The organism is Yersinia sp. IP36721, from assembly GCF_003634395.1.
GTDB classification, from domain to species: domain Bacteria; phylum Pseudomonadota; class Gammaproteobacteria; order Enterobacterales; family Enterobacteriaceae; genus Yersinia; species Yersinia entomophaga.
Genome location: NZ_QCZL01000004.1, coordinates 156543 through 177304, shown reverse-complemented (window position 1 = coordinate 177304; position 20762 = coordinate 156543). Strand labels below are relative to the sequence as shown.

Genomic DNA, 20762 nt, shown 5'->3' with positions numbered 1-20762 from the left:
GACAAAATCTGTAAATTTAAATAGGATTAATGAATGCTTACTCTCAACGCAGCCGCCGTGGCAAAAGGAGCCAGCGTAGCGCTACCGGCCAGCATCGCGCCAAGAATCGCCAGATATCCATCAATCGCCATCCCCATTGAGGCGGCATCAATAGCTGCGGTGGCGAAGATAAGAACCGGTATATATAAAGGTAAAACCAGCAAACTTAATAATACTCCGCCTCTGCGCAATCCCACCGTAAGCGCGACGCCGATAGCCCCGATAAAACTCAGCGTCGGCGTCCCCAGCAGCAAAGTCAGCGCTACGGCGATGCCGGTATTCACATCCAGCGAAAGCAGCATGCCCACCAGCGGCGAGAGAATTAGCAACGGCAATCCGGTCACGACCCAGTGAGCACACACTTTGCCTAACATCGTGAGCGGCAGCGGCGAAGGTAATAAAAGCAGTTGCTCCAACGACCCATCGAGAAAATCATCCCGAAACAGCCGTTCCAGCGATAATAATGAAGCCAACAAAGCAGCGACCCAGACTATGCCTGGCGCAATACGCGCCAGCAACTGCGGCTCTGGACCAACGCCCAATGGAAACAGGGTAATGACGATAAGAAAAAACCACAGTGGGTTAACAATCTCCGCACCTTTTCTGAACGCAATCTTTAATTCTCGACGTAATACGCTGACAAACATCAGTTTTTCCCCGAGTCAATCAGGCTGATTTTTCTTACCCCCTGACGCACGCCGCCAAGCTCCTGATGGGTTGTCAACAACACCATTCCCCCTGCCGCAGCCTGTTGCTCAAATAAAGCGATCAACTCACTTACGCCCTGTTTATCAATCGCCGTCAGCGGCTCGTCCAAAATCCAGAGCGGGGCTTGACTCAACCATAAGCGAGCCAGCGCTACGCGGCGCTGCTGACCGGCAGAAAGCTGGGCAACCGGCAAATCTTCATAGCCGACCAACCCCACATTTTCTAACGCCTGCCAGATGGCATTTTCGTCAAAATCACCCTGAGCCGATTGATAAAAAGCCAGGTTTTCGAAAGGCGTGAGCACCGATTTTATTCCGGGCTGATGGCCCAGAAATAATAAATCCTGATGATAACCCGCGCGATCCCGCAGGATATTCGCTCCCTGCCAGTGAACTTCACCAGCATCGGCCTGCGCCAGACCGGCCAAAATCCGCAGCAGACTGGTTTTTCCTGCTCCGTTGGGGCCTTCCACCTGCACGATATCCCCCGCTTTGATACAGAAACTCAGTCCCTTAAATAAGGTTCGTTCGTCGCGTATGCAACTCAGATTTTTCGCTTCCAACATGGGATTCGTCTTTTAACCGCAAGATTTTCAACAACTGGGAACCGGAATAATAGCATAAGGCCTAACCCTTACGTAGCATGGGCCTATCCCGAAACCTAACCTTATAGAGTTAATATTCGGCATAAGATCAATATTCTGTAGAAAAAACAGCCAAAGCTGACTTTTGCTGACTGTTTCGGTTCCTTTCTCAATAATCGCTTCTTTCCCATCTCAATATTCGCCGTAAAAAAGCCACTATCCTTAATAATGGAATCGAGGACCTCCCGTCTATCAACTTTGAAAATTTAATCCGGTTTCCTCAGGAGAAAAACATGAATGACCATAAAAACAACGATGGCGATATTCAGGTAGAAAGCAATGAGAAAAAGCAGGGAAAAGAGATTGATGTTAATGAGAAAAATCTCCCTTCACGCGCGGCCGCAATACACGAGCAAATTCGCGTCGAAGGCGAAAAAGAACTGGAGCGCGACGGCTTGGCTCTATTGCTATCGGCCATTGCTGCGGGCTTATCTATGGGAGCATCTTTAATGGCGAAAGGCATTTTTCACGCCAGATTATCCGATGCGCCCGCTAGCTTTTTTATCGAGAATATCGGTTATACCTTCGGCTTTATTATTGTCATTATGGCTCGCCAGCAGTTGTTTACTGAAAACACCGTCACTGCGGTACTGCCAATTATGCAAAAACCCAGCATTAAGAATTTCAGTATTTTATTTCGCCTTTGGGGATTAGTGTTGCTGGGAAACTTAATTGGAACCGCCTTGGCCGCGGGATCATTTATCCATATTCCCTTGTTTGATGACGCGACGCACGCCGCTTTTATCAGCATTGCTCAGGATATTATGGAAAATACGCCAGCAGAAATGTTGACTAAAGGCATTCTCTCCGGTTGGATTATCGCCACCATGGTGTGGATGCTACCCTCTGCTGGCGCGGCTAAAATCTGGGTGATTTTCTTAATGACCTATCTGGTGGCTTTATGCGATCTCACTCATATCGTCGTCGGCTCCGCAGAGATCTTCTATCTGGTATTTAGCGGCAATCTTTCATGGCAGGAATTTATTTACCCCTTCGCTATCCCGACGCTTGCCGGCAATATCATCGGTGGTTCCTTTATATTTGCTCTGATAAGCCATGCCCAAATACGCAGCGATATGACGAGAAAACCCAAAAAATCTAAAGGAAATACCCAGAAAAAAACGGATTTGTACAAAAAGTAAATCTAACCGCCGATCGGAGCCAGCATTCTCTGGCGCATTGGGAGATAAGCATTTTTAAGCGATAACTGGCGACAATTTAAACAAACAAACCGCTAACTGCTTATTTTCAGAGTGAAAATAGGTATAATGACGCCCAGCTGCTTTTATCAACAGAAAAAATCATGGCATGTCCCCGTAGTTAAACGGATATAACAAGCCCCTCCTAAGGGCTAGTTACTGGTTCGATTCCAGTCGGGGACACCACGACACCTTCCCAATACATCCCAAAAAAATTTATTCAATTTAAAACAACAAGTTAAATTAAAACCACATCCCATAACAGACCTTTCAAACCCGCTACAGCCTAACGTTATCGGGGTACTAAACAGGGTATAATCGGTTCGAACAATAATGTACCCCTTCATTGTAAGGAACACTCATGCCGTTAACCAATACGGCTATCCGAGGCGCTAAATCAAAAGACAAACCCTACAAACTTAGCGACGCACAAAGTCCATACCTCTTGGTTCATTCCAGCGGCTCTAAATATTGGCGGTTCAGACGGGTAATACCGGCAACATCCGCGGCGATATTCTCGTAATCCCAAGAGTCATCCTTGGCGAAACAGGTACTGTGCGGCTCCAGTCGCCTCCTTCATCCGCTATGACATCATATGTTCCCCCCGCAATAGAAACGGTAATACGAATACCCGGCTCCATCTGACCAGAGAAAGTCGGCCGAACGTTACCGATAATATTTCCTACAAAAATGTCGTTGGACGAATAAATCTGCAACGTCAAGTGTGGACCGATTGCATCAATCGTGACTGAACCCTGAGCTGTGGCGGAGTTCCCTGCTTTATCCGTTGCGGTAAGCATATAGTCATGCGCTTAATTGAAATCTCTGCTTCCGTAAACACCCAATGGCAACTGATCGGCGGCTTCGACTCCCAACCTGACTGGCTGCCGTTCATTCCAAAAAGTGTGTATAAAGAAGTAGGCAAAAAGAGTATAACCGCAGTTTAAATTGATTATATACCGAACATATTATGAATTAACTTCTGCTGTATTCTTAGAAATTATAATCCGCTACTATCAATAGCGCTCATAATAATCTATTCATGTCCACCGTTGCTCTTTTCCGTGTAACAAACGGAAAATTTTACTGATAAAAAAATCGGTGAACATCGTTTTTACATGTAAAGTTTAAAATTAACGTTCCGTATAGATAACTTCAATAATAAATTTAAATAGCTTTTGTTGGTCACCCTCATTAAGCCTTTCAACAACACAGTTAATCGCCGTCAGCCACCTACCTTTCTCCATATATGTATCCGAGAATCAACATCAATAATAAACCTTCATTTTCTTTATAAAATCGCTCATATTTTTATAATAAAAATTAAATATTAACTGATATGACTTGGATCACCATTTTAAGAACACCTAAAGTATAAAATATTCCGTCAATATAACAATATGAATATTCACTATGCTAAAAAAAATAAATCAGATGTTATTCTCTACTAAGTCAAATTTACAGCATGATATTACCCCCTTAAATTCAACGGAGTCGAACACGGAGAGTATCTCTCAACGCACGCCCTACGAAAGGATTATTTGCCAGCAACTTTTAACCGGGGTTTCAACTCTAGAGATGGTTCGTGACTCGCTGCTCAATTCCAGCAACGACCTCAAACGCGAACAAAATGCAATAGACGAACTCAATCAAAGAAACGACGAGGCAAAGCAAGCGCTGGAAAAACTGGTCAACTTTATTGTTCATATTGAGACGAATGCTAACCATAGTACCGATTCATTAACTGAGTTTAGAAAATCAATCGACCAAATTAAAGGTTGCGTATCCGAAATAAACAAACTATCAAACCAGACTAATCTGATCGCAATAAACTCAGCAATTGAAGCTGCTCATGTAGGGAACAAAGGTCGCGGATTTAGCGTGATAGCAAAGGAAATAAAATCATTGTCTGGCGAAGTCAAAGAAAGTACCGATGATATATTTCAGTTAACAAAATCTATTGAAGATAATACAGTCAAAGTTTGTAGCATAGTATCAGAACAAAAACCATTAATTGAGCATATTAAGAAAGATATTTCTAATATCGTAGATTCAATCAATATCGTTATTACCCGTTCTTCTCATATGCAATCAATTATTGCATTCATTACCAACCTACAGTTTCTTAACATTGTTAAAATTGATCATGTCATATGGAAATTACAAATATATAAACTATTGCTAGATAATAACGATAGTGTTCAGGTGAATTCGCACACGGAATGCCGTTTAGGCAAATGGTATGCAGCAGGTGATGGCCGTAATCTTGCCCATTACTCTGCTTATCAACTGTTAGAAAAACCTCATGCGGCAGTTCATCATTCTGGCCGTTTAGCGCTTAGTGCTTTTTTTGACAGCGATATAGATGCAATGACGTCGGCTCTTGAACATATGGAGACGGCAAGTAATGAAGTCGTAGAGCTAATAGACCGTTTGGCATCGGATATTACGCCAAACCGCTAATCAAAAACCTATCATGCCTATGATAGATGATTGCAAAGTTTTTTCCCCAGAATGGAGTACGCGGCAGTATCTGGCTACGTACTCTATAATTACAGATATATTTATCTTCTTATTAACCTAACCAATTTTGAGTTGACTGCATCGCTAATTTTCGTCATCAAATTCGTATCTGATAATAATCTGATCGAGAACCAATATCATAGCAACCAACCAAAAAATCTTATTGAATAGTTAGTTAAAGCACCCGTTAACCACTAAGCCCTAAGAATACGAATATCCCCCCTATTCTTATAAACATACCCACCTTGATTATCCTGCGATTCAGTATTTACTTAGAGAGTGGCCCCTGCGGGTATGGCTAGTTATTGAGCCAGTTTTTATCCTCACTGCGGTCATCAGTTGCTACTCTCTCCGTGAAAACAGCGACACTCGATGTTGCCTCAAAACAGGACATCATGATGAAAAGCCATCCGGCTTCTAATACTATGAAAAAATTACCGTCGATATGTTTGCTCGCCAGTTTATTACTGGTCCCTACACTAACTCATGCAATGGGAGATGATTCGAATAAAACGCCGGATTGCCCAAAGGGCCAGGTTTATGACACCAAAACCAATAGTTGTGTAGTGGAAAAAACCAGCATGGTCAGCGACAGTGATAAAACACAGTATGCATATCATTTGGCAAAAACGGGCCGCTATCAGGAAGCTTTGGATCTATTGGATACGTTAAAACAACCAAATACCCGTGAAGCATGGAATTATCGTGGTTATGCCACCCGAAAATTAGGTCGTACAGACGAAGGAATTAGTTATTATCAACGCTCAATTGCCCTTGATCCTCATTATCCTAAAGTTCGCGAATATCTCGGTGAGGCTTATATGATTAAAGGTCGCCCCGATCTGGCTAAAGCCGAATTGGCGACAATTAAAGACCTATGCGGTACTGAATGTGAAGAATATCGAGATTTAGCCGCAGCTATAGACGGACATCCAGAAGCCTGATAACTCTGTGTGAAAATATATCGGTCAATGAAGATGCCGATGAATTGGCTAACACCATTAACAACAGGGGCCACCTAAAATAAGGTGGCCCTTGAATATCATTTATTCACGTCAACTGAGATTAAATGCAGCTAACCTAAATTTTCGCGGTAGCGAGATATTTACTCATTTCCGCTGCTGGCACCATACCCCCACCGGTCGCCCAGACCAAATGGATTGCATTTTTCATTTTCTCTGGGCTAAAACCATGCTTGCTAAGATAATCTGGAGAACTTGTTACCCGAGCCGCTCCTGGCATACCTGCGAGAGCAGAAGGCTCTAGCTGGATTCCCTCATCACGAGCTAGCAATCCGAGCAGGTCATACATTTCGCTATCGCTCAGGGTATAGAAGCCATCTAATAGATGCTCCATCGCTCTTCCAACGAAACCTGAGGCGCGACCCACGGCCAGACCATCTGCAGCAGTTATATTATCAATGCCGAGATCCTGCACTGAAATATTGTCATGTAGCTGGGTATACACGCCCAGTAACATACATGGAGAATGCGTTGGTTCGGCAAAAATACAGTGTACATTATCGCCGAAAGCTAATTTCAATCCGAAAGCTACGCCGCCGGGGCCACCGCCAACACCGCATGGCAGGTAAACAAACAGCGGGTGATCCTCATCAACCAGGATATTTTGCTCGGCAAATTGCTGCTTCAGACGATTTCCAGCCACTGAATATCCGAGGAATAAAGTTTGCGAATTCTCATCATCGATAAAGAAACAATCGGGATCGGATTCTGCCTGTTTACGCCCCTGCTCTACGGCAACGCCATAGTCTTGCTCATATTCCACTACGTTAACACCATGTTCTCGTAGTTTCTTTTTCTTCCATTCCCGAGCATCGGCGGACATATGCACACTGACACTAAATCCGAGCTTGGCACTCATAATGCCAATAGACATTCCCAAATTACCGGTTGAGCCGACCGCAATCCGATAGCGGCCAAAAAACTCGCGGAAAGGCTCGGAAAACAGTTTGGCATAATCATCAGTTTCAGATAGTAAACCAGCCTGGTTAGCTAATTTTTCCGCATGTGTTAATACTTCATAAATACCGCCGCGCGCCTTAATCGAACCGGAAATAGGCAAATGGCTATCTTTCTTTAGCAATAAACGGCCCGTAATTTCACAGTTATAGCGCTGTTGCAGAGTTTTCTGCATTTCTGGAATCGCAACGATCTCCGACTCAATAATACCCTGAGTCTTTTGCGTTTCAGGAAACGCCTGGCAAAAATAAGGCGCAAAGCGCTGTAAACGGGCTTCCGCCTCAGCCACATCTTCTTGCGTCAACCCTACATAGGGCAAGCCCTGTTCCAACGTGGTGGACAAAGGATTAAACCAAGTAACCTCTTCCAGATTGATAAGATTTTTGACTAAAGGGTAGTCGGTAATTAATTTATCAATTTCTGTCTTTTTCATGGAATATCTCTTTGTTGATCAAATAAGGTAAGAAAGTAAAAAAGTCGCCGCCAAGGCAATTAACGAAGCGATAAACGTTGCCGTGGTATAATATTTAAAGGTTTCACTCAACGTTGCACCACAATATTGTTTTACCAGCCAGAATAATGAGTCGGTCACGATAGTGCAGCCTATCGCTCCGGAACCAATCGCCAACGTAATGATTTCAGGGCTGACATTGGGATACATCGGCAATATTGGCGAAACAATCGCCGTCGCGCCCATCATCGCCACGGTGGCAGAACCTACCGCCGCGTGCAATATAATCGCTACCAGCCAGGCCAGTAAAATTGGATGCATATCCATATTAGATAAGATCACGGCCAGAGTATCCGCCAAGCCACTGGCTTTTAATATTCCATTAAATGCCCCACCGGCACCGATAATTAATAAAATATTCGCGATAGATGAAAAACTGTCTTCGGTTTTTTTCAGCAGGGTAGTCATACCCATATTTTGTCTGATACCTAGAGTGTAGTAGGCCACAAAAGCTGCAATAAACATCGCCGTTATTGGGTTACCAATAAACTCTAAAAATGAATATAACGAAGAACCTTTTTCCATATTCAGTTCTGCCGCAGTTTTCATCAACATCAGAATAATAGGCAGTAATACGGTAAATAATGTGGCGCTTAGCGAAGGCAGATCTTCTTCTCTACGTACCTGAAATTCAGAGAACTCAGCGGGTACTTGTTTAAACGGTAATCGATTACCCACGAACTTCAGGAATAATGGCCCACCAATTAATGAAGCTACCAATCCTACAAATAATCCGTAAACAATGACCGTTCCTACGTCTGCGCCCAATGCATTGGTCACATAAAGAGCTGCTGGATGTGGTGGAACCACACAGTGAACGGCCATTAATGCCGTACACAAAGGAATAGCTAATTTAAACAATGAGGTATTGGTTTTTCTGGCAATAGAGAATGCCAGCGGAATCAGTAATACCACCCCAACTTCAACAAACAGGGTAATACCGCACACCAACCCGACCAGAACCATAGTGACGTCTGGTGATAACCAACGGCATCGTTGCAGAGTTATGCCAATACGTTCAGCCGCACCGGAGACCTCCATCATCTTGCCTAAGATGGTGCCTAAACCAATAACAGCTGCTAAAAATCCTAGTGTGCCGCCGATTCCGCTTTCAATGGAGTTAACCATTTCCAGTGGGTTCATACCCATTAACAGGCCGACATAAAAACTGGCTAACAATAGCGCCAGAAAAGGGTGAATCTTTAGTTTTACTATGGCGAATATAATAATGATGATACTTGTTAATAACGTCCCCACTACCCATATTTGTGAGTCCATATCCAACCTCAACCAATAGTTTTCTTGTGGCTTTATTGAATAAGAGTTGATAGGGGCTGACAAACGATAAAAAAACGCTTTCAGATGAGCCATATTGGATCAAATATGCCAAATAGGTCATATTTTACGATATAAGTACGATTTGAATCACATTAACTAACCCTTATCATGTAGTGAAAATGTAAATCGGTATAATATTTAGACAAAATAAAGTGAGCAGATCCCCTATGTACCCGGAAAACGCCTATATCCACCGCAATCAACTTCTTAATGGCTATCAGCTATCAAAACTCTATACGTTTGAAGTTGCGGCTCGGCATAAATCTTTTGCCTTAGCGGCCAATGAGTTATCAATTAGTCCCAGCGCCGTAAGCCATCGTATAAATGGCCTCGAAGATGAATTGGGGTTTAAATTATTCCAGCGGTTTCACCGGAGAATTGAGTTAACCAGTGAAGGCGAACGGGTATTTTGGGCGCTGAAATCCTCCCTTGATTACCTTAATCAGGAAGTTCTAGAAATTAAAAATCAGGAGTTATCCGGCACTCTTACAGTCTATTCTCGCCCGTCGATTGCCCAATGCTGGCTGGTGCCTAAACTCGCTGATTTTGCTCATCATTATCCGGCCATCAACCTGAATATTATGACCGGAAATGACAACGTCAATTTTCTCGGCGGTGGCATAGATCTGGCCATTTACTACGATGATAAAACGCCGGAAAAGTTGTCGTATGAACACCTGATGGATGAGTCAATGGTGCCAGTGTGTAGCCCAGAATATGCGGAAAAACATCAGCTTTATGGAAATTTGATCAATCTACGCCAATGTACGCTTCTACACGATCGACAGGCATGGAGCCGGGACTCGGATATCAGTGAATGGCAGGATTGGAGCCGACGAACCGGAGTTACGCTGGATACCACACAGCGCAGTATGGGATTTGATCGTTCTGATTTAGCCATTCTCGCAGCAATCAACCACGTGGGTATCGCCATGGGGAGAAAAAAACTGGTAGCGCGTCGTCTGGCAAATCAGGAGTTGATTATGCCCTTCCCAGGGATGGAAGTGGTATGCGAACAGCGCTATTACATTTCGACGTTATCAGAACGCCAGTGGCCAAAAATTAACGTTTTTATCCAATGGTTAAAGAAAATGGCCGATAAATCATAAAAACTGCCCGTTATCAGCCGTATTACTCTAAATCTCTGTTAATCAGCTTTTTTTACGAACTCTGATTTCAACTTCATCGGACCAAAGCCATCGATTTTACAATCAATATTATGATCGCCTTCAACTAAACGGATGCTTTTTACTTTGGTACCGATTTTCAGAGTTGAAGAGCTGCCTTTCACTTTCAAATCTTTAATGACGGTTACCGCATCGCCATCTGCCAACAAATTACCGTTGGCATCGCGCACAACCAGGCCTTCTTCATCCTCAGCCACATTGCCATTTTCAGACCATTCATGGCCGCACTCAGGGCAGTTAAGCTGCTCACCGTTCTGCCAGGTAAATTCGGAACTACACTTTGGACAATTAGGTAATGCTGTCACGATAACCCCTTAATACTAAATAGAATAAATTTTAAAATACGTTAAATTAAAGGCTATGACCTTTGTAAGCCTGTATTTTACACTTTTTATCCTATCGGAGACCAGCAAACTCACGAATAAACATGAATAAGAGTACGGATATACATATTACCTTGGAGCTAAATAGATAAAAATGGGTCGCCGAAGCGACCCACAAATAGTCAATAAAACCTTCGTCAATACGTAATGAATAGCCCAATATTCAACGTGTTAACCGATAGCAATAAGCTTAATAGCCTTGGCGCGCGCGGCCAACCGCCTCGCCTAACTGCCAAACGGCCATCGCATAATGAGTGCTATGGTTATAACGAGTAATGGTGTAGAAATTGGGTAATCCATACCAGTATTGATAGCCGGTGCCAACATCAAGGCGCAGCAGGCTGGCCTCCTGATAGCCATCGAGAGAATCCCTTGGCTGTAGCCCCGCTGCGGCTAAAGTAGCAACGGAATATCGGGTTTTAAATCCATTATCTAGCCCAGGAGCCTGCCCGATAGCCTGAACGGCAACTTTGCCACCTTTCTGCCAGCCGTGGGCTTTAAAATAGTTGGCCACGCTACCGATGGCGTCAACGGGATCCCAAAGATTGGTATGGCCATTTTCATCAAAATCAACCGCATAGCTCTTGAAAGATGACGGCATAAACTGACCGTAACCCATGGCTCCGGCGTAAGACCCTTTCAGGGAAAGCGGATCGTTACCCTCTTTACGCGCCATTAGCAGGAAGGTTTCCAGCTCGCCGCTAAAGAATTCTGCGCGGCGCGGATAACTGAATGACAACGTAGCCAAAGCATCAATAATGCGGGTTTTACCCATTACGCGACCCCAGCGGGTTTCCACCCCGATAATGCCAACAATGATCTCTGGAGGAACGCCGTAAACTTCATAAGCTCGCTGCAACGCATCTTGATATTGATTCCAGAAAGCTATGCCATTTTGTAGGTTATCCGGTGTAATAAACTGGTTGCGATAGCGATTCCAAGCACCATTAGGGCCAGACGGTGGCCGGCTGGTGGGTGCCTGTTTATCCATCAAACGAATAACCCAATCCAATTGTTGAGCTTGAGCTAATACATCATGTAATTGCTGACGGTCAAAATCATGTTCTCGCACCATTTTATCGACAAAACGGTTTGCCGCCGGGTTAGTCGCGAAATCACCACTTAGCATATGACCTGTATGCGCTGGTTCCAGAAGAAAACCTTCCTTCTGAGATGCCGTGGCTAAAGGTGTCGGTTGATTGCTACAGGCGGTCAGCAAAGTAAGCATAGGTAAAATAGCAGCCCAATAACGCATCGGTTATCCACACAGTCATATAAGAAAAAGTGATCGCTATGGTAAGACATTGTTCGCCGCGAACAAACAGGAATCATATGGGTATCAGCCAATCATGAATGAAATTATGTTATCAGCTTCAGATAAACCTGACTAAGCCACAAAATATGAACATAACTGCCAAGATGCGGGCTAACGTGAAGATCAAAATATTCCGTTGAAAGAACTAAATTCTGAGCAGCGCCCGCAGAAGCGCTCTCTATTCATTAACTATACTTGTGTTATCTCTTGCTGCGACCAAAATATTATGCTGAAACCAAGCTTTTCTCCCGAGTCATCCAAACAGGTTTGGGAAATCGTATATGGTTATCAATTAGCCCACGTGCTCAGGTTACGGCCAAACTAAATGTTGCAGAATGACTCTTTTAATATCCTAAAAGCGTTGTCGAACCGGCAAAATAACCGGAGTGAAATCAGAATATTCATATCGATGATTAAGGCTGCTGGCTGCCGGAGGCATTTTCTGGGAAGTTAACGGGAATATGATGAGCGAGAAAATTTTTTAATTTATCCCAGCGGCGGATTTAGATAAAAATACTATTGGCAACATTAAACCTTTTCTGCTGGCAATGATGGGAGAATTATCCTTTGTTTTCTCTTCGTTTCAATAAGGTATAACCGAGAGAAAAGTAACCTGGAACCACATTATCAATTAGACATATGGTAACACTACGACCTGTATCCCGAGCAGGCAGAGAAATTTAATAATGATATGGCTGACCTGACCCAACATTTCGTTCAGAAAGTAACTCCAGTCTATAATTTTAACGATTACAATAGAATTATAGATAGCGGAGACGGCAATGGAGCATTAATGTTAACCATCCTGGCAACTAACATGAATCCCGTCGGGCTTATTTTTTTATAGTCCTTCTGTAGCTGAGAAAATCGCGAAAATCATCAGACACAAAAATATGGCTTCCCAATGCACGATTGGCGCTGGAAATTTCTTTGAGTCTATTCCATCAGGCCATGGCTTCTATTTGCTGAAATATATTCTGCACGATTGGAACGGTGAAGAATGCATACAGATTCTACGCAATTGCTCTAGTGCTATGGGGAAAGGGATTAAAAATCATATTTGTAGCAGCCATTTTTCCAGTAGGAAATATCTATCATGCTGGTAAACATAGCGATATCACCACGCTATCCTGTACCCAAGGGCGCGAACGCTCCAAAGCCGTGCTCTGAGTTATATTCCCCCCGGTAGGCTTAAAAATAAATATAGAAATTGAGTTACCGATACAGAAAACCAACCTGACCGAAGGGGGAAAACAACCTGCCTTAAAAAACAAAAAAACCATAATAATCATGCAATTGCAATATATCCCCGTATCTTAGAGAGCAGCAATTTTTCGGATAGAGAACAACCTGTAAAATCGGGCCACCATTTCTTTATTTCATTCATTCAGCATCAGCCATAAAATCTCATCTCAAGCTGCCCACCACAAACAAATCCTGCTTATCACATTGATAAATATAACTTTTTAAAGGCATTAATTTCAAGATTCTAATTGTCGTGATCAGAATAACTTCAACAATGACAACTTAATTGTTGCCTAATTATTATTAATTAAAATAAAAAATTATATAAAAATATTACTATATGACTTTTTAATATATTAGTGGGCAACATGGATTATATCTTATTATCTACATTACTAATTTTAATGTTCAAATCTCAGAATTTCATCGTAACGAAAGCTATAGCACTTTCGTTATGTGTAATAATATTCGGATTCTGGTTTGTTTGTGACCGATTTACTGGCAACGGTGTAACTGACTCCGTTTATTACCATTTGCTTAGCGGTGTAAAAGGAACATCTTTAAATGATATAAAGTCAAACATTGCCTTTGCTATTTTATTTTCTTTTACTCCTATAGCCATAATTACATTTGCAATAATTTCAAAGAAAAGAAAAATAACAAGACGTAGATTATTTGATGTCGCGTTTGCTTTTGGAACATTACTCTTTATCACAAACTCTACATCTGCGAAAAATGTAATATCCTCATTAAAAAACCTTAATTATGGGGATAGTGAATTCGCTACATCATATTATAAAAAGCCCAATGCAGAATTAAGAAATAAATACAACTTTGTATTTATTTACGCTGAAAGCTTAGAACATACATTTAGAAACCTTGATGGTATTAATTATCTACCTGAGATTACAAAAATAGCCAATGAATCGCTAGATTTCACCGATATCCGGCAACATGAAGGTAGCGGCTGGACAATGGCGGGTTTAGTAAATACTCAATGTGGCATCCCATTCACACTGCCTCAAGGTAATTCTGCTTCATCAATGTCAAAGTTTCTTAGCTCAGCAAGCTGCATAGGTGAATATCTTCAAAGCAAAGGATATACTAATGAGTTTATTCGCGGGAGTGATAAGGAATTCGCAGGTGGCGATAAATTCCTGAGTCAGCATGGTTGGAACAACATATTTGATAAAGAATATTTCGTAGAGAACGGGCTTGCAGACGAAACACTCATGAATGGCTGGGGAGTTCATGACGATATACTTATTGAACATGCTTACAATGAGTTTGAAAGGCTCTCAGCCGAAAAACAGAATTTCATGTTGTCATTCTTAACAGTAAATACCCATGCTCCGTCAGGGCAATTTTTGCCTGTATGTGATGGGAAAATCTCTGAAAATATAACTGAACCCATGTTAAAAGCAGTATCTTGCTCTGATTATTTACTAAGCCAATTTATAAAAAGAGTTATGTCATCCCAGTATGCCGACAAAACTATTATTGTTTTGGTTTCAGATCATTACATGATGGCTAATGATATTAGCCATATATTGAACAGACATGATAGCGATAGAAGAAATAATTTTATTATAATTAAAAAAGATATCTCTGGAAGAAAAATCACTAACCAGGGCACATTGCTAGATGTATGGCCAACTATCCTTGCCGTGTCTGGTGAAAAAAACACTGATGTAGGTTTTGGTCGGAACCTATTAAAAAAAGAACGAAGTGAGATTAATCAATATCATGATGAGAACAATAATATAAATCCATTTCTTGCATATTCAGCAAATATGTGGGCCTATCCTAATATAGATAGTAGTATTTCCTCTGATGGAAATGTGATTAATATATCAAACAGCTCATTCAAACTGCCAATGTTGGCTAGTCTGGATAATAAAAATAACATTAAAAGTGTTTATTTTAATACATTTGCTCTCGATGTAATCGATGCGGTAAAAGAAAATAGTAAACTTATGTATGTGACTCAATGTGAGGCAGTCAATAACATTAAAAATAAAGTATGTCTGTATACCCTATCAGATAAAAATATTAAGAAGAAAATCATTAGCTATGATGGCTCCATTAAGTTAGAAGAAAAACCGCAAAAGTCCATTATATTTAATAACGAATTCATTGGTGTTTCGGTCAGCTCATCGGGAGAATCCGGTATAAAATATGAAAAATTACCTACACCTATACTTCGTGGTGTTACATTCTTTGCTTACGACAAAAATTCAAAAAAAATAGTAGAAAATATAAATTATGATACATGTGAGAACGAATCACTTGATGATCAAAGAATAAATTTATTGCAAGAAAAGTACGATACTATTATTTATTCGTCAAATGACTCTGCATTTTGCAATAGCCGTATCCCGTTAAGTAAAATATCTGACATAACGAATAATCGCGATATAGAGAACGTAGGATTTAGGCAACAATTTGGCGGGGTTATGCATAATGGTAAAGCAAATACTGTGATAGCCAAACCCGGTGAGCGATTAGACTTTTTTATTAACAAAAAAACATCTGAACTCATCTCATTATGTGAGATATTTGATGATTGTAAGATATAATTCTAAATAGCATTTTTCCCATTACCGTAAGAAAGAAGTCTTTCTACTCTATGTTAGATAGACTTCTCTCTACAGGAGTACGCGCCGTGTTCAGTTATCCAGCCAGTTACCTTTTTGATGAAACCAGCGGCGAATATCAAATTCATTTTCGCGATTTTCCTGAAGTACAGTCCGTTACCTATTCTATTGAGGATGTAGAGCTAGAAGCTCAAGATAGTCTTAAAACCGCGATTGCGGTGGAAATGGAAGAAAGACGCTCTATTCCCGCGCCATCAATGCCAGAAGACAATGAATTTTCGGTACATTTACCGATATTGGTCACATTAAAAGCCGAGTTACATAACGGAATGATCGCCAGCGGCACTCGCAAAGCCGATCTAGCGCGGAAACTTGGCCTGAATGCTGCTCAGATGGAGCGTTTGTTAGACGTGGACTACGCATCTAAAGTCGAGGCACTGGAGCAGGCTTTGTATTTGCTGGGCTACGAAGCCCATGTGGTAGTCAGAAAAATTGAATCTATAGAGTGATTGAAAAGAAAGAAGGTAACAATTTGTTATTTATCTAAAATTTAAAAAATCGTTATTTCCATCACGTTTCAGATAAATAACCTTAATAAATTGTGTAAAAATCCTATAACTGTGATCGGGTGCATAAAAATACAGTATTGATATCTCCCTAGTTATGGGATTACATTAGCGCGATCCTGCCGTAGTCAAAGTGACAGACCGGCATTTTAGATAGATCCGAGCGAGTGAGCTGTCTTGGTAACCATACGGCTTCAACTAGGCTGGGGCGATACTTATCTACTTTTCAGACTCTGCACAACAAGTTGGATCATTGCTGGCGAGGTAGCTCCAAGGGGAGTTGTTCAGTGAAATATTTCTTTATGGGTATCTCTTTCATGTTGGTGGTTTGGATTGGCACCTTCATGTTAATGGTAGAGTAACCCCGCCGCCTTTTGCGGCATATAAGGGCGCATCCGCGCCCTTTGTCATTTTATTTTCCCGGCATCATTCTACGTAGCGTGTCATCACGCCGAATATAGTGATGATATAGCGCCGCCAGCGTATGCAGTCCGATAACAAAATATCCCAGAGTAGCAATAAGCTCATGGGCCTGTTTAATTAACGATCTGGCCTGAGAATTAGGCATAACCCACTGTGGCACTTGCCAGCCCAGTAAATACCAGGTTTTGCCGCCGTAGGCCTGAGCCAGCACGCCTAATATCGGTAACGACAAAAACATCAGGTATATCAGCCAATGTAATGCATGGGCGCTAACAGCCTGCCACTTTGGTAATGACGGAGTAACAACCGGAGAAGAGTTACGTTGGCGTAGCCAAAGCCGCAATAACATCAATACCCAGACACTAAGGCCAAAATTAAAGTGCAGATTCTTTACTAGCGTCCGATCTTCATCAGGAACGACGTCGCTGAGCAATATCGCTGAATAGGTCAAAATCACCATTAATAGCGTTAGCCAGTGCAGAGTAATTTGAGACAGAGAATAGCGATTCTTCATTGTGATGCTCCACAAAAGTCTTACGTCAAAAACTATTTAGCTAAGAGTATGGCGCAATTTTGATGAAGCTAACCTTAAGAGGCTCATTCAGCTTATTGAAAAAGCTATATTTGCAGCAAGAAACACTAACCGGGTAATAAAATCAGCCCGGCTAGTGAGTGGCTAATCTTATTCGCCGTTGGCCAGTTTAGTCGGTTTAATTAAGCCATCAACGCGAAACATACTTTTAATCCCGCGTACCGCCTGCCGGATGCGATCCTGATTCTCGATTAGCGCGAAACGCACGTGGGTATCGCCATAATCACCAAAGCCAATTCCCGGAGAAACGCAGACTTTCGCTTCCGACAACAAGCGCTTGGCAAACTCAAGCGAACCTAGATGCGCATAAGGCTCAGGAATTTTCGCCCAAACGTACATTGACGCTTTCGGATTTTCTACCATCCAGCCAGCTTCATGCAGGCCTTTTACCAATGCATTACGGCGCTGACGGTACTGTTCGGCAATGTCCTTCACACACTGCTGATCCCCTTCCAGGGCAGCAATGGCAGCTACCTGCAACGGAGTAAAAGTACCGTAATCGTGGTAACTTTTGATTCGCGCCAGCGCACTGACCAATTCGGGATTTCCGACCATAAAGCCAATGCGCCAACCGGCCATGTTATAGCTTTTCGATAGGGTGAAAAATTCTACCGCAATGTCTTTTGCACCCGGTACTTGCATGATCGAAGGGGCCTTCCAGCCGTCATAAACAATATCTGCATAGGCTAAATCATGCACCACCAGCACATCATACTGTTTGGCTAACCCAACCACTCGCTCAAAAAAGTCCAGTTCGACGCACTGTGCCGTGGGATTTGATGGGAAGCCTAAAATCATCATTTTAGGCTTAGGAATGGTTTCACGAATCGCCCTTTCTAATTCACCGAAGAAATCAATACCCTCTGTCAGTGGAACTGAGCGCACCTGCGCGCCCGCAATCACTGCGCCATAAATATGAATGGGATAGCTTGGATTCGGTACCAAAACGGTATCACCGTGATCCAACGTTGCCAGCATCAAATGCGCCAACCCTTCTTTAGAACCAATGGTCACGATAGCTTCACTTTCCGGATCGATATCAACCTGATAACGATCGGCGTACCAACGAGAAATGGCGCGACGCAAACGCGGAATACCGCGCGAAGTGGAATAGCCGTGAGTATCTTCACGTTGAGCAACGCTACACATTTTTTCTACAATATGCGGCGGCGTTGGCCCATCCGGATTACCCATACTGAAATCAATAATGTCTTCGCCACGGCGGCGCGCAGCCATCTTTAGCTCAGAAGTAATATTAAAAACATAGGGTGGGAGGCGATCAATGCGGGTAAAACGACGTTTGGATGGTAATTCAGCCATAATTTCCTCGAGGATACGTTAGCGCCCGGACCGTCCGAGCGACGCAGACCATCACGGGTCTTTTAAGAACATATCGCAGCGCTGAAATACTGTCGAGAGGCTAACGAAATTATTTTACCTCAAAGTAACAACGCATTTTTTCTCGCGGCAAACTCATCGGCCAGCAATCCCAGTACCCAGTCATCGCACCATTTCCCACTGAGGCTGAAATTGTCTCTTAAGGTTCCTTCCAGTTGAAAACCACAGCGCTCCAGCAAGGCGCGGGAAGGCTGATTACCTACCGTTACCGTCGCTTTCACTTTATGAAACTGACATTGCTGAAAAGCAAATTCCAGCACCGCCACCAGCGATTCCTGACCATAACCTTTGCCGGTAAATTCAGGTAATAAGCCATAGCCGACCTCCGCTTGCTGAAAAGGCTGCCATTCCGGTAAAAATCCCGTGATACCAACAGGTTGCCCCGATGCTTTTTCGCGAATAACCAAACACAGCCAATGGTCTGAAGTCCTGTCCCAAGGCTGCACGCGAACAGCAAAACGCGTCTGAATGGTGACGAGATCCTGCGGATCGGAAATATAGCGAATCACCTCCGGGTCCTGATATAGCCGTGAAAAAAGTGGCCAATCCTGTTCTGTCATCGTGCTCAACGTTAATCGTTCGGTAGCGATATGAATCATTATTTTCTCAACTGTTTGGTCGGGATAAATCACAAAATAAAGGGGAGATTTTTTCCTAACATCATCCCTTTATTCTTCTCTATTTTGCCGAAATAATAGCCACATGAATTTAACAAATGTAGAACATCTCGGTGGCTTTATTTTTCCCAGATTTACCTATTGCCCCGTTTCCCCTGTCTCAGTACGTCGGAGAGATAAAATATGTCTTCATTACAAATAGATGATATTCCAGCGGCAATCAAGCTAGTCAAACGTCAGCTACGCCAGGATTTACCTGATTATCAGCAAGTTTTTCTCGCCGTTGAGGAAAACATTCGTCAACAGGTAAACACTATTCGTCAAAGTTTAGCTGCGGGCGAAAACCCGGTGCCGCGCTTACACGCTGACGATATCATCCATAACCGCGTGACCGAGCAACAAAAAAAACTGATAAAACAGCGGGGAACCTGCGCCATTCACGGTGTATTCCCACGAGAAAAAGCCGAGAATTGGAATCGGGAAATCGGCCAGTATTTAGAGCGAAACAACTTTGTTGAGCGTTTGAAAAACGCCGCCGAAGACAATTATTTCGGCACTTTAGCGGCCAATAAGCCGCAGATTTATGGGATCTATTGGTCCAAACCTCAGGTGGAAGCCCGACAGGATCATCGGATGCAGGCGGTTCAGGTGTTTCTCAATAACCTATGGCACAGCGAAAGTAACGGCAAACATCACTTTGATCCTGACCGCGTAGTCACTTACGCCGACCGCACCCGCCGCCGGCCGCCGCATTCATCTTCACTGGGCTTATCGCCTCACGTTGACGGCGGCTCCATTGAGCGCTGGCTGGATGAAAATTTCCGCCACGTTTACCGCCACGTATTTTCCGGCGAATGGCAAAAATATGATCCTTTCGCCGCAGAAGGCAGACCGGAAGTACGTGAGCTTCCATCGCCGGCAGTGTGCTCTATGTTCCGAACCTTTCAGGGGTGGACGGCGTTAACCCCGCAGCGAACCCATGCAGGCACGCTGAATGTCATCCCGATTGCCAACGCCATGGCCTACATTCTGCTGCGCGCGTTACAAGATGATGTCGCAGAAGATGACTTATGCGGTGCAATGCCGGGTCGAGCGCTTTCAGCATCGGAACAATGGCATCCTCTTTTACTCGAAGCCATTTCCCCTATTCCCGATCTAGAGGCTGGTGATACGGTGTTCTGGCATTGCGACGTTATTCACTCAGTGGAAAATGAACACAACGGTGAATTTGACAGTAATGTGATGTATATCGCTGCGGCTCCCTGGTGTGAGAAAAATGCCACTTATTTACCGCGTCAACTGGCCAGCTTTATCGACGGTAAATCGCCACCGGATTTCGCCGCTGATGATTTTGAAGTCGATTTCATCGGCAGAGCCACGGTTGAAGATTTGACGCCATTAGGAAAACAACAGCTCTGCTTCGAACAATAATCCTCCCGCCAGATAATGATCAGTCGGAAGACTCGTTTTTCCGACTGAATTGCTTCAGTTCTGCTGCG

At 43.1% G+C, this 20762-nt stretch carries 18 protein-coding genes, 1 tRNA gene and 2 pseudogenes; 11 read left to right on the top strand and 10 right to left on the bottom strand.

All coding sequences use genetic code 11. The features are described 5' to 3' along the window. Positions 1 to 26: 26 nt before the first annotated feature. Positions 27 to 686, bottom strand: a complete 660-nt coding sequence (gene ccmB / locus DBA33_RS05935) for a heme exporter protein CcmB (protein ID WP_064517099.1) — start codon at positions 684 to 686, stop codon at positions 27 to 29. After that, the gene (ccmA, locus tag DBA33_RS05930) at positions 686 to 1312 is read right to left on the bottom strand and encodes a cytochrome c biogenesis heme-transporting ATPase CcmA (RefSeq protein WP_064517097.1); all 627 of its coding nucleotides are present in this window, start codon (positions 1310 to 1312) and stop codon (positions 686 to 688) included. Before ccmA ends, ccmB begins: the two co-directional genes overlap by 1 nt. A 311-nt stretch (positions 1313 to 1623) precedes the next feature. Between ccmA and DBA33_RS05925 the strand changes: the two genes are divergently transcribed. The 3 genes and pseudogenes from DBA33_RS05925 to DBA33_RS21240 all read left to right on the top strand — a co-directional run. Further along, on the top strand, positions 1624 to 2532 hold the full coding sequence (locus tag DBA33_RS05925) for a formate/nitrite transporter family protein (protein WP_064517096.1): 909 nt from the start codon (positions 1624 to 1626) through the stop codon (positions 2530 to 2532). 168 nt (positions 2533 to 2700) lie between these two features. After that, a tRNA-Arg gene (locus tag DBA33_RS05920) sits at positions 2701 to 2775 on the top strand. 175 nt (positions 2776 to 2950) lie between these two features. Next, a pseudogene (locus tag DBA33_RS21240) lies at positions 2951 to 3073 on the top strand (integrase arm-type DNA-binding domain-containing protein); the annotation flags it as partial. On the opposite strand, the gene DBA33_RS20620 reads toward DBA33_RS21240, so the two are convergent. After that, positions 3069 to 3389, bottom strand: coding sequence for a hypothetical protein (locus DBA33_RS20620; protein ID WP_162975168.1), 321 nt, complete (start codon positions 3387 to 3389; stop codon positions 3069 to 3071). The pseudogene DBA33_RS21240 and the gene DBA33_RS20620 sit on opposite strands and share 5 nt — an antisense overlap. A 6-nt stretch (positions 3390 to 3395) precedes the next feature. On the opposite strand from DBA33_RS20620, the pseudogene DBA33_RS05910 reads away from it, so the two are divergent. The 3 genes and pseudogenes from DBA33_RS05910 to DBA33_RS05900 form a co-directional block, all read left to right on the top strand. Next, positions 3396 to 3515, top strand: a pseudogene (locus DBA33_RS05910) (SRPBCC family protein); the annotation flags it as partial. Between the two features lie 487 nt (positions 3516 to 4002). Further along, positions 4003 to 5052, top strand: coding sequence for a methyl-accepting chemotaxis protein (locus tag DBA33_RS05905; RefSeq protein ID WP_120805867.1), 1050 nt, complete (start codon positions 4003 to 4005; stop codon positions 5050 to 5052). A 485-nt stretch (positions 5053 to 5537) separates the two neighbouring features. Then, positions 5538 to 6056, top strand: coding sequence for a tetratricopeptide repeat protein (locus DBA33_RS05900; RefSeq protein ID WP_120805930.1), 519 nt, complete (start codon positions 5538 to 5540; stop codon positions 6054 to 6056). A 136-nt stretch (positions 6057 to 6192) separates the two neighbouring features. On the opposite strand, the gene DBA33_RS05895 is transcribed toward DBA33_RS05900, so the two are convergent. Both DBA33_RS05895 and dsdX read right to left on the bottom strand, forming a co-directional pair. Next, complete coding sequence (locus DBA33_RS05895; RefSeq protein WP_120805865.1) at positions 6193 to 7524, bottom strand: D-serine ammonia-lyase; 1332 nt, start codon at positions 7522 to 7524, stop codon at positions 6193 to 6195. An 18-nt stretch (positions 7525 to 7542) separates the two neighbouring features. Beyond that, the gene (gene dsdX, locus DBA33_RS05890) at positions 7543 to 8880 is read right to left on the bottom strand and encodes a D-serine transporter DsdX (RefSeq protein WP_064518503.1); all 1338 of its coding nucleotides are present in this window, start codon (positions 8878 to 8880) and stop codon (positions 7543 to 7545) included. A 227-nt stretch (positions 8881 to 9107) separates the two neighbouring features. On the opposite strand from dsdX, the gene dsdC reads away from it, so the two are divergent. Next, entirely contained in the window at positions 9108 to 10049 is a 942-nt protein-coding gene (gene dsdC, locus DBA33_RS05885; protein ID WP_064517081.1) for a DNA-binding transcriptional regulator DsdC, read from the top strand. 38 nt (positions 10050 to 10087) lie between these two features. Here dsdC and DBA33_RS05880 read toward each other — a convergent pair whose 3' ends face one another. Both DBA33_RS05880 and mltB read right to left on the bottom strand, forming a co-directional pair. Then, positions 10088 to 10432, bottom strand: a complete 345-nt coding sequence (locus DBA33_RS05880) for a zinc ribbon domain-containing protein YjdM (protein WP_064517080.1) — start codon at positions 10430 to 10432, stop codon at positions 10088 to 10090. A gap of 268 nt (positions 10433 to 10700) precedes the next feature. Then, positions 10701 to 11765: a lytic murein transglycosylase B gene (gene mltB, locus DBA33_RS05875; RefSeq protein WP_120805863.1), complete on the bottom strand. Its 1065-nt coding sequence runs from the start codon at positions 11763 to 11765 to the stop codon at positions 10701 to 10703. Between the two features lie 1673 nt (positions 11766 to 13438). On the opposite strand from mltB, the gene DBA33_RS05865 reads away from it, so the two are divergent. From DBA33_RS05865 to ypdK, 3 genes are all read left to right on the top strand, one after another. Next, positions 13439 to 15649 (top strand): phosphoglycerol transferase I, encoded by a 2211-nt coding sequence (locus DBA33_RS05865; RefSeq protein ID WP_120805859.1) that lies wholly within the window; start codon positions 13439 to 13441, stop codon positions 15647 to 15649. Between the two features lie 86 nt (positions 15650 to 15735). Next, entirely contained in the window at positions 15736 to 16176 is a 441-nt protein-coding gene (locus DBA33_RS05860; RefSeq protein WP_064517074.1) for an antitoxin HicB, read from the top strand. Positions 16177 to 16520: 344 nt separating this feature from the next. Continuing rightward, positions 16521 to 16595 carry a membrane protein YpdK gene (gene ypdK / locus DBA33_RS05855; protein ID WP_120805928.1) on the top strand — a complete coding sequence of 25 codons (75 nt, stop codon included), beginning with the start codon at positions 16521 to 16523 and terminating at the stop codon, positions 16593 to 16595. A 50-nt stretch (positions 16596 to 16645) separates the two neighbouring features. Here ypdK and DBA33_RS05850 read toward each other — a convergent pair whose 3' ends face one another. From DBA33_RS05850 to DBA33_RS05840, 3 genes are all read right to left on the bottom strand, one after another. Continuing rightward, positions 16646 to 17170, bottom strand: a complete 525-nt coding sequence (locus DBA33_RS05850) for a cytochrome b (RefSeq protein ID WP_064517072.1) — start codon at positions 17168 to 17170, stop codon at positions 16646 to 16648. A 168-nt stretch (positions 17171 to 17338) separates the two neighbouring features. Further along, entirely contained in the window at positions 17339 to 18568 is a 1230-nt protein-coding gene (alaC, locus tag DBA33_RS05845) for an alanine transaminase (RefSeq protein WP_120805857.1), read from the bottom strand. A 119-nt stretch (positions 18569 to 18687) separates the two neighbouring features. Further along, positions 18688 to 19245 (bottom strand): GNAT family protein, encoded by a 558-nt coding sequence (locus DBA33_RS05840; protein WP_064517070.1) that lies wholly within the window; start codon positions 19243 to 19245, stop codon positions 18688 to 18690. Between the two features lie 201 nt (positions 19246 to 19446). On the opposite strand from DBA33_RS05840, the gene DBA33_RS05835 reads away from it, so the two are divergent. After that, positions 19447 to 20694: a DUF1479 domain-containing protein gene (locus DBA33_RS05835; RefSeq protein ID WP_064517068.1), complete on the top strand. Its 1248-nt coding sequence runs from the start codon at positions 19447 to 19449 to the stop codon at positions 20692 to 20694. Positions 20695 to 20762 lie beyond the last annotated feature (68 nt).

Bases quoted from the DNA above. Each gene is read 5' to 3' on its own strand.
- ccmB (WP_064517099.1), bottom strand. From the start codon at position 686: ATGTTTGTCAGCGTATTACGTCGAGAATTAAAGATTGCGTTCAGAAAA.
- ccmA (WP_064517097.1), bottom strand. From the start codon at position 1,312: ATGTTGGAAGCGAAAAATCTGAGTTGCATACGCGACGAACGAACCTTA.
- DBA33_RS05925 (WP_064517096.1), top strand. From the start codon at position 1,624: ATGAATGACCATAAAAACAACGATGGCGATATTCAGGTAGAAAGCAAT.
- DBA33_RS20620 (WP_162975168.1), bottom strand. From the start codon at position 3,389: ATGCTTACCGCAACGGATAAAGCAGGGAACTCCGCCACAGCTCAGGGT.
- DBA33_RS05905 (WP_120805867.1), top strand. From the start codon at position 4,003: ATGCTAAAAAAAATAAATCAGATGTTATTCTCTACTAAGTCAAATTTA.
- DBA33_RS05900 (WP_120805930.1), top strand. From the start codon at position 5,538: ATGAAAAAATTACCGTCGATATGTTTGCTCGCCAGTTTATTACTGGTC.
- DBA33_RS05895 (WP_120805865.1), bottom strand. From the start codon at position 7,524: ATGAAAAAGACAGAAATTGATAAATTAATTACCGACTACCCTTTAGTC.
- dsdX (WP_064518503.1), bottom strand. From the start codon at position 8,880: ATGGACTCACAAATATGGGTAGTGGGGACGTTATTAACAAGTATCATC.
- dsdC (WP_064517081.1), top strand. From the start codon at position 9,108: ATGTACCCGGAAAACGCCTATATCCACCGCAATCAACTTCTTAATGGC.
- mltB (WP_120805863.1), bottom strand. From the start codon at position 11,765: ATGCGTTATTGGGCTGCTATTTTACCTATGCTTACTTTGCTGACCGCC.
- DBA33_RS05865 (WP_120805859.1), top strand. From the start codon at position 13,439: ATGGATTATATCTTATTATCTACATTACTAATTTTAATGTTCAAATCT.
- DBA33_RS05850 (WP_064517072.1), bottom strand. From the start codon at position 17,170: ATGAAGAATCGCTATTCTCTGTCTCAAATTACTCTGCACTGGCTAACG.
- alaC (WP_120805857.1), bottom strand. From the start codon at position 18,568: ATGGCTGAATTACCATCCAAACGTCGTTTTACCCGCATTGATCGCCTC.
- DBA33_RS05840 (WP_064517070.1), bottom strand. From the start codon at position 19,245: ATGATTCATATCGCTACCGAACGATTAACGTTGAGCACGATGACAGAA.
- DBA33_RS05835 (WP_064517068.1), top strand. From the start codon at position 19,447: ATGTCTTCATTACAAATAGATGATATTCCAGCGGCAATCAAGCTAGTC.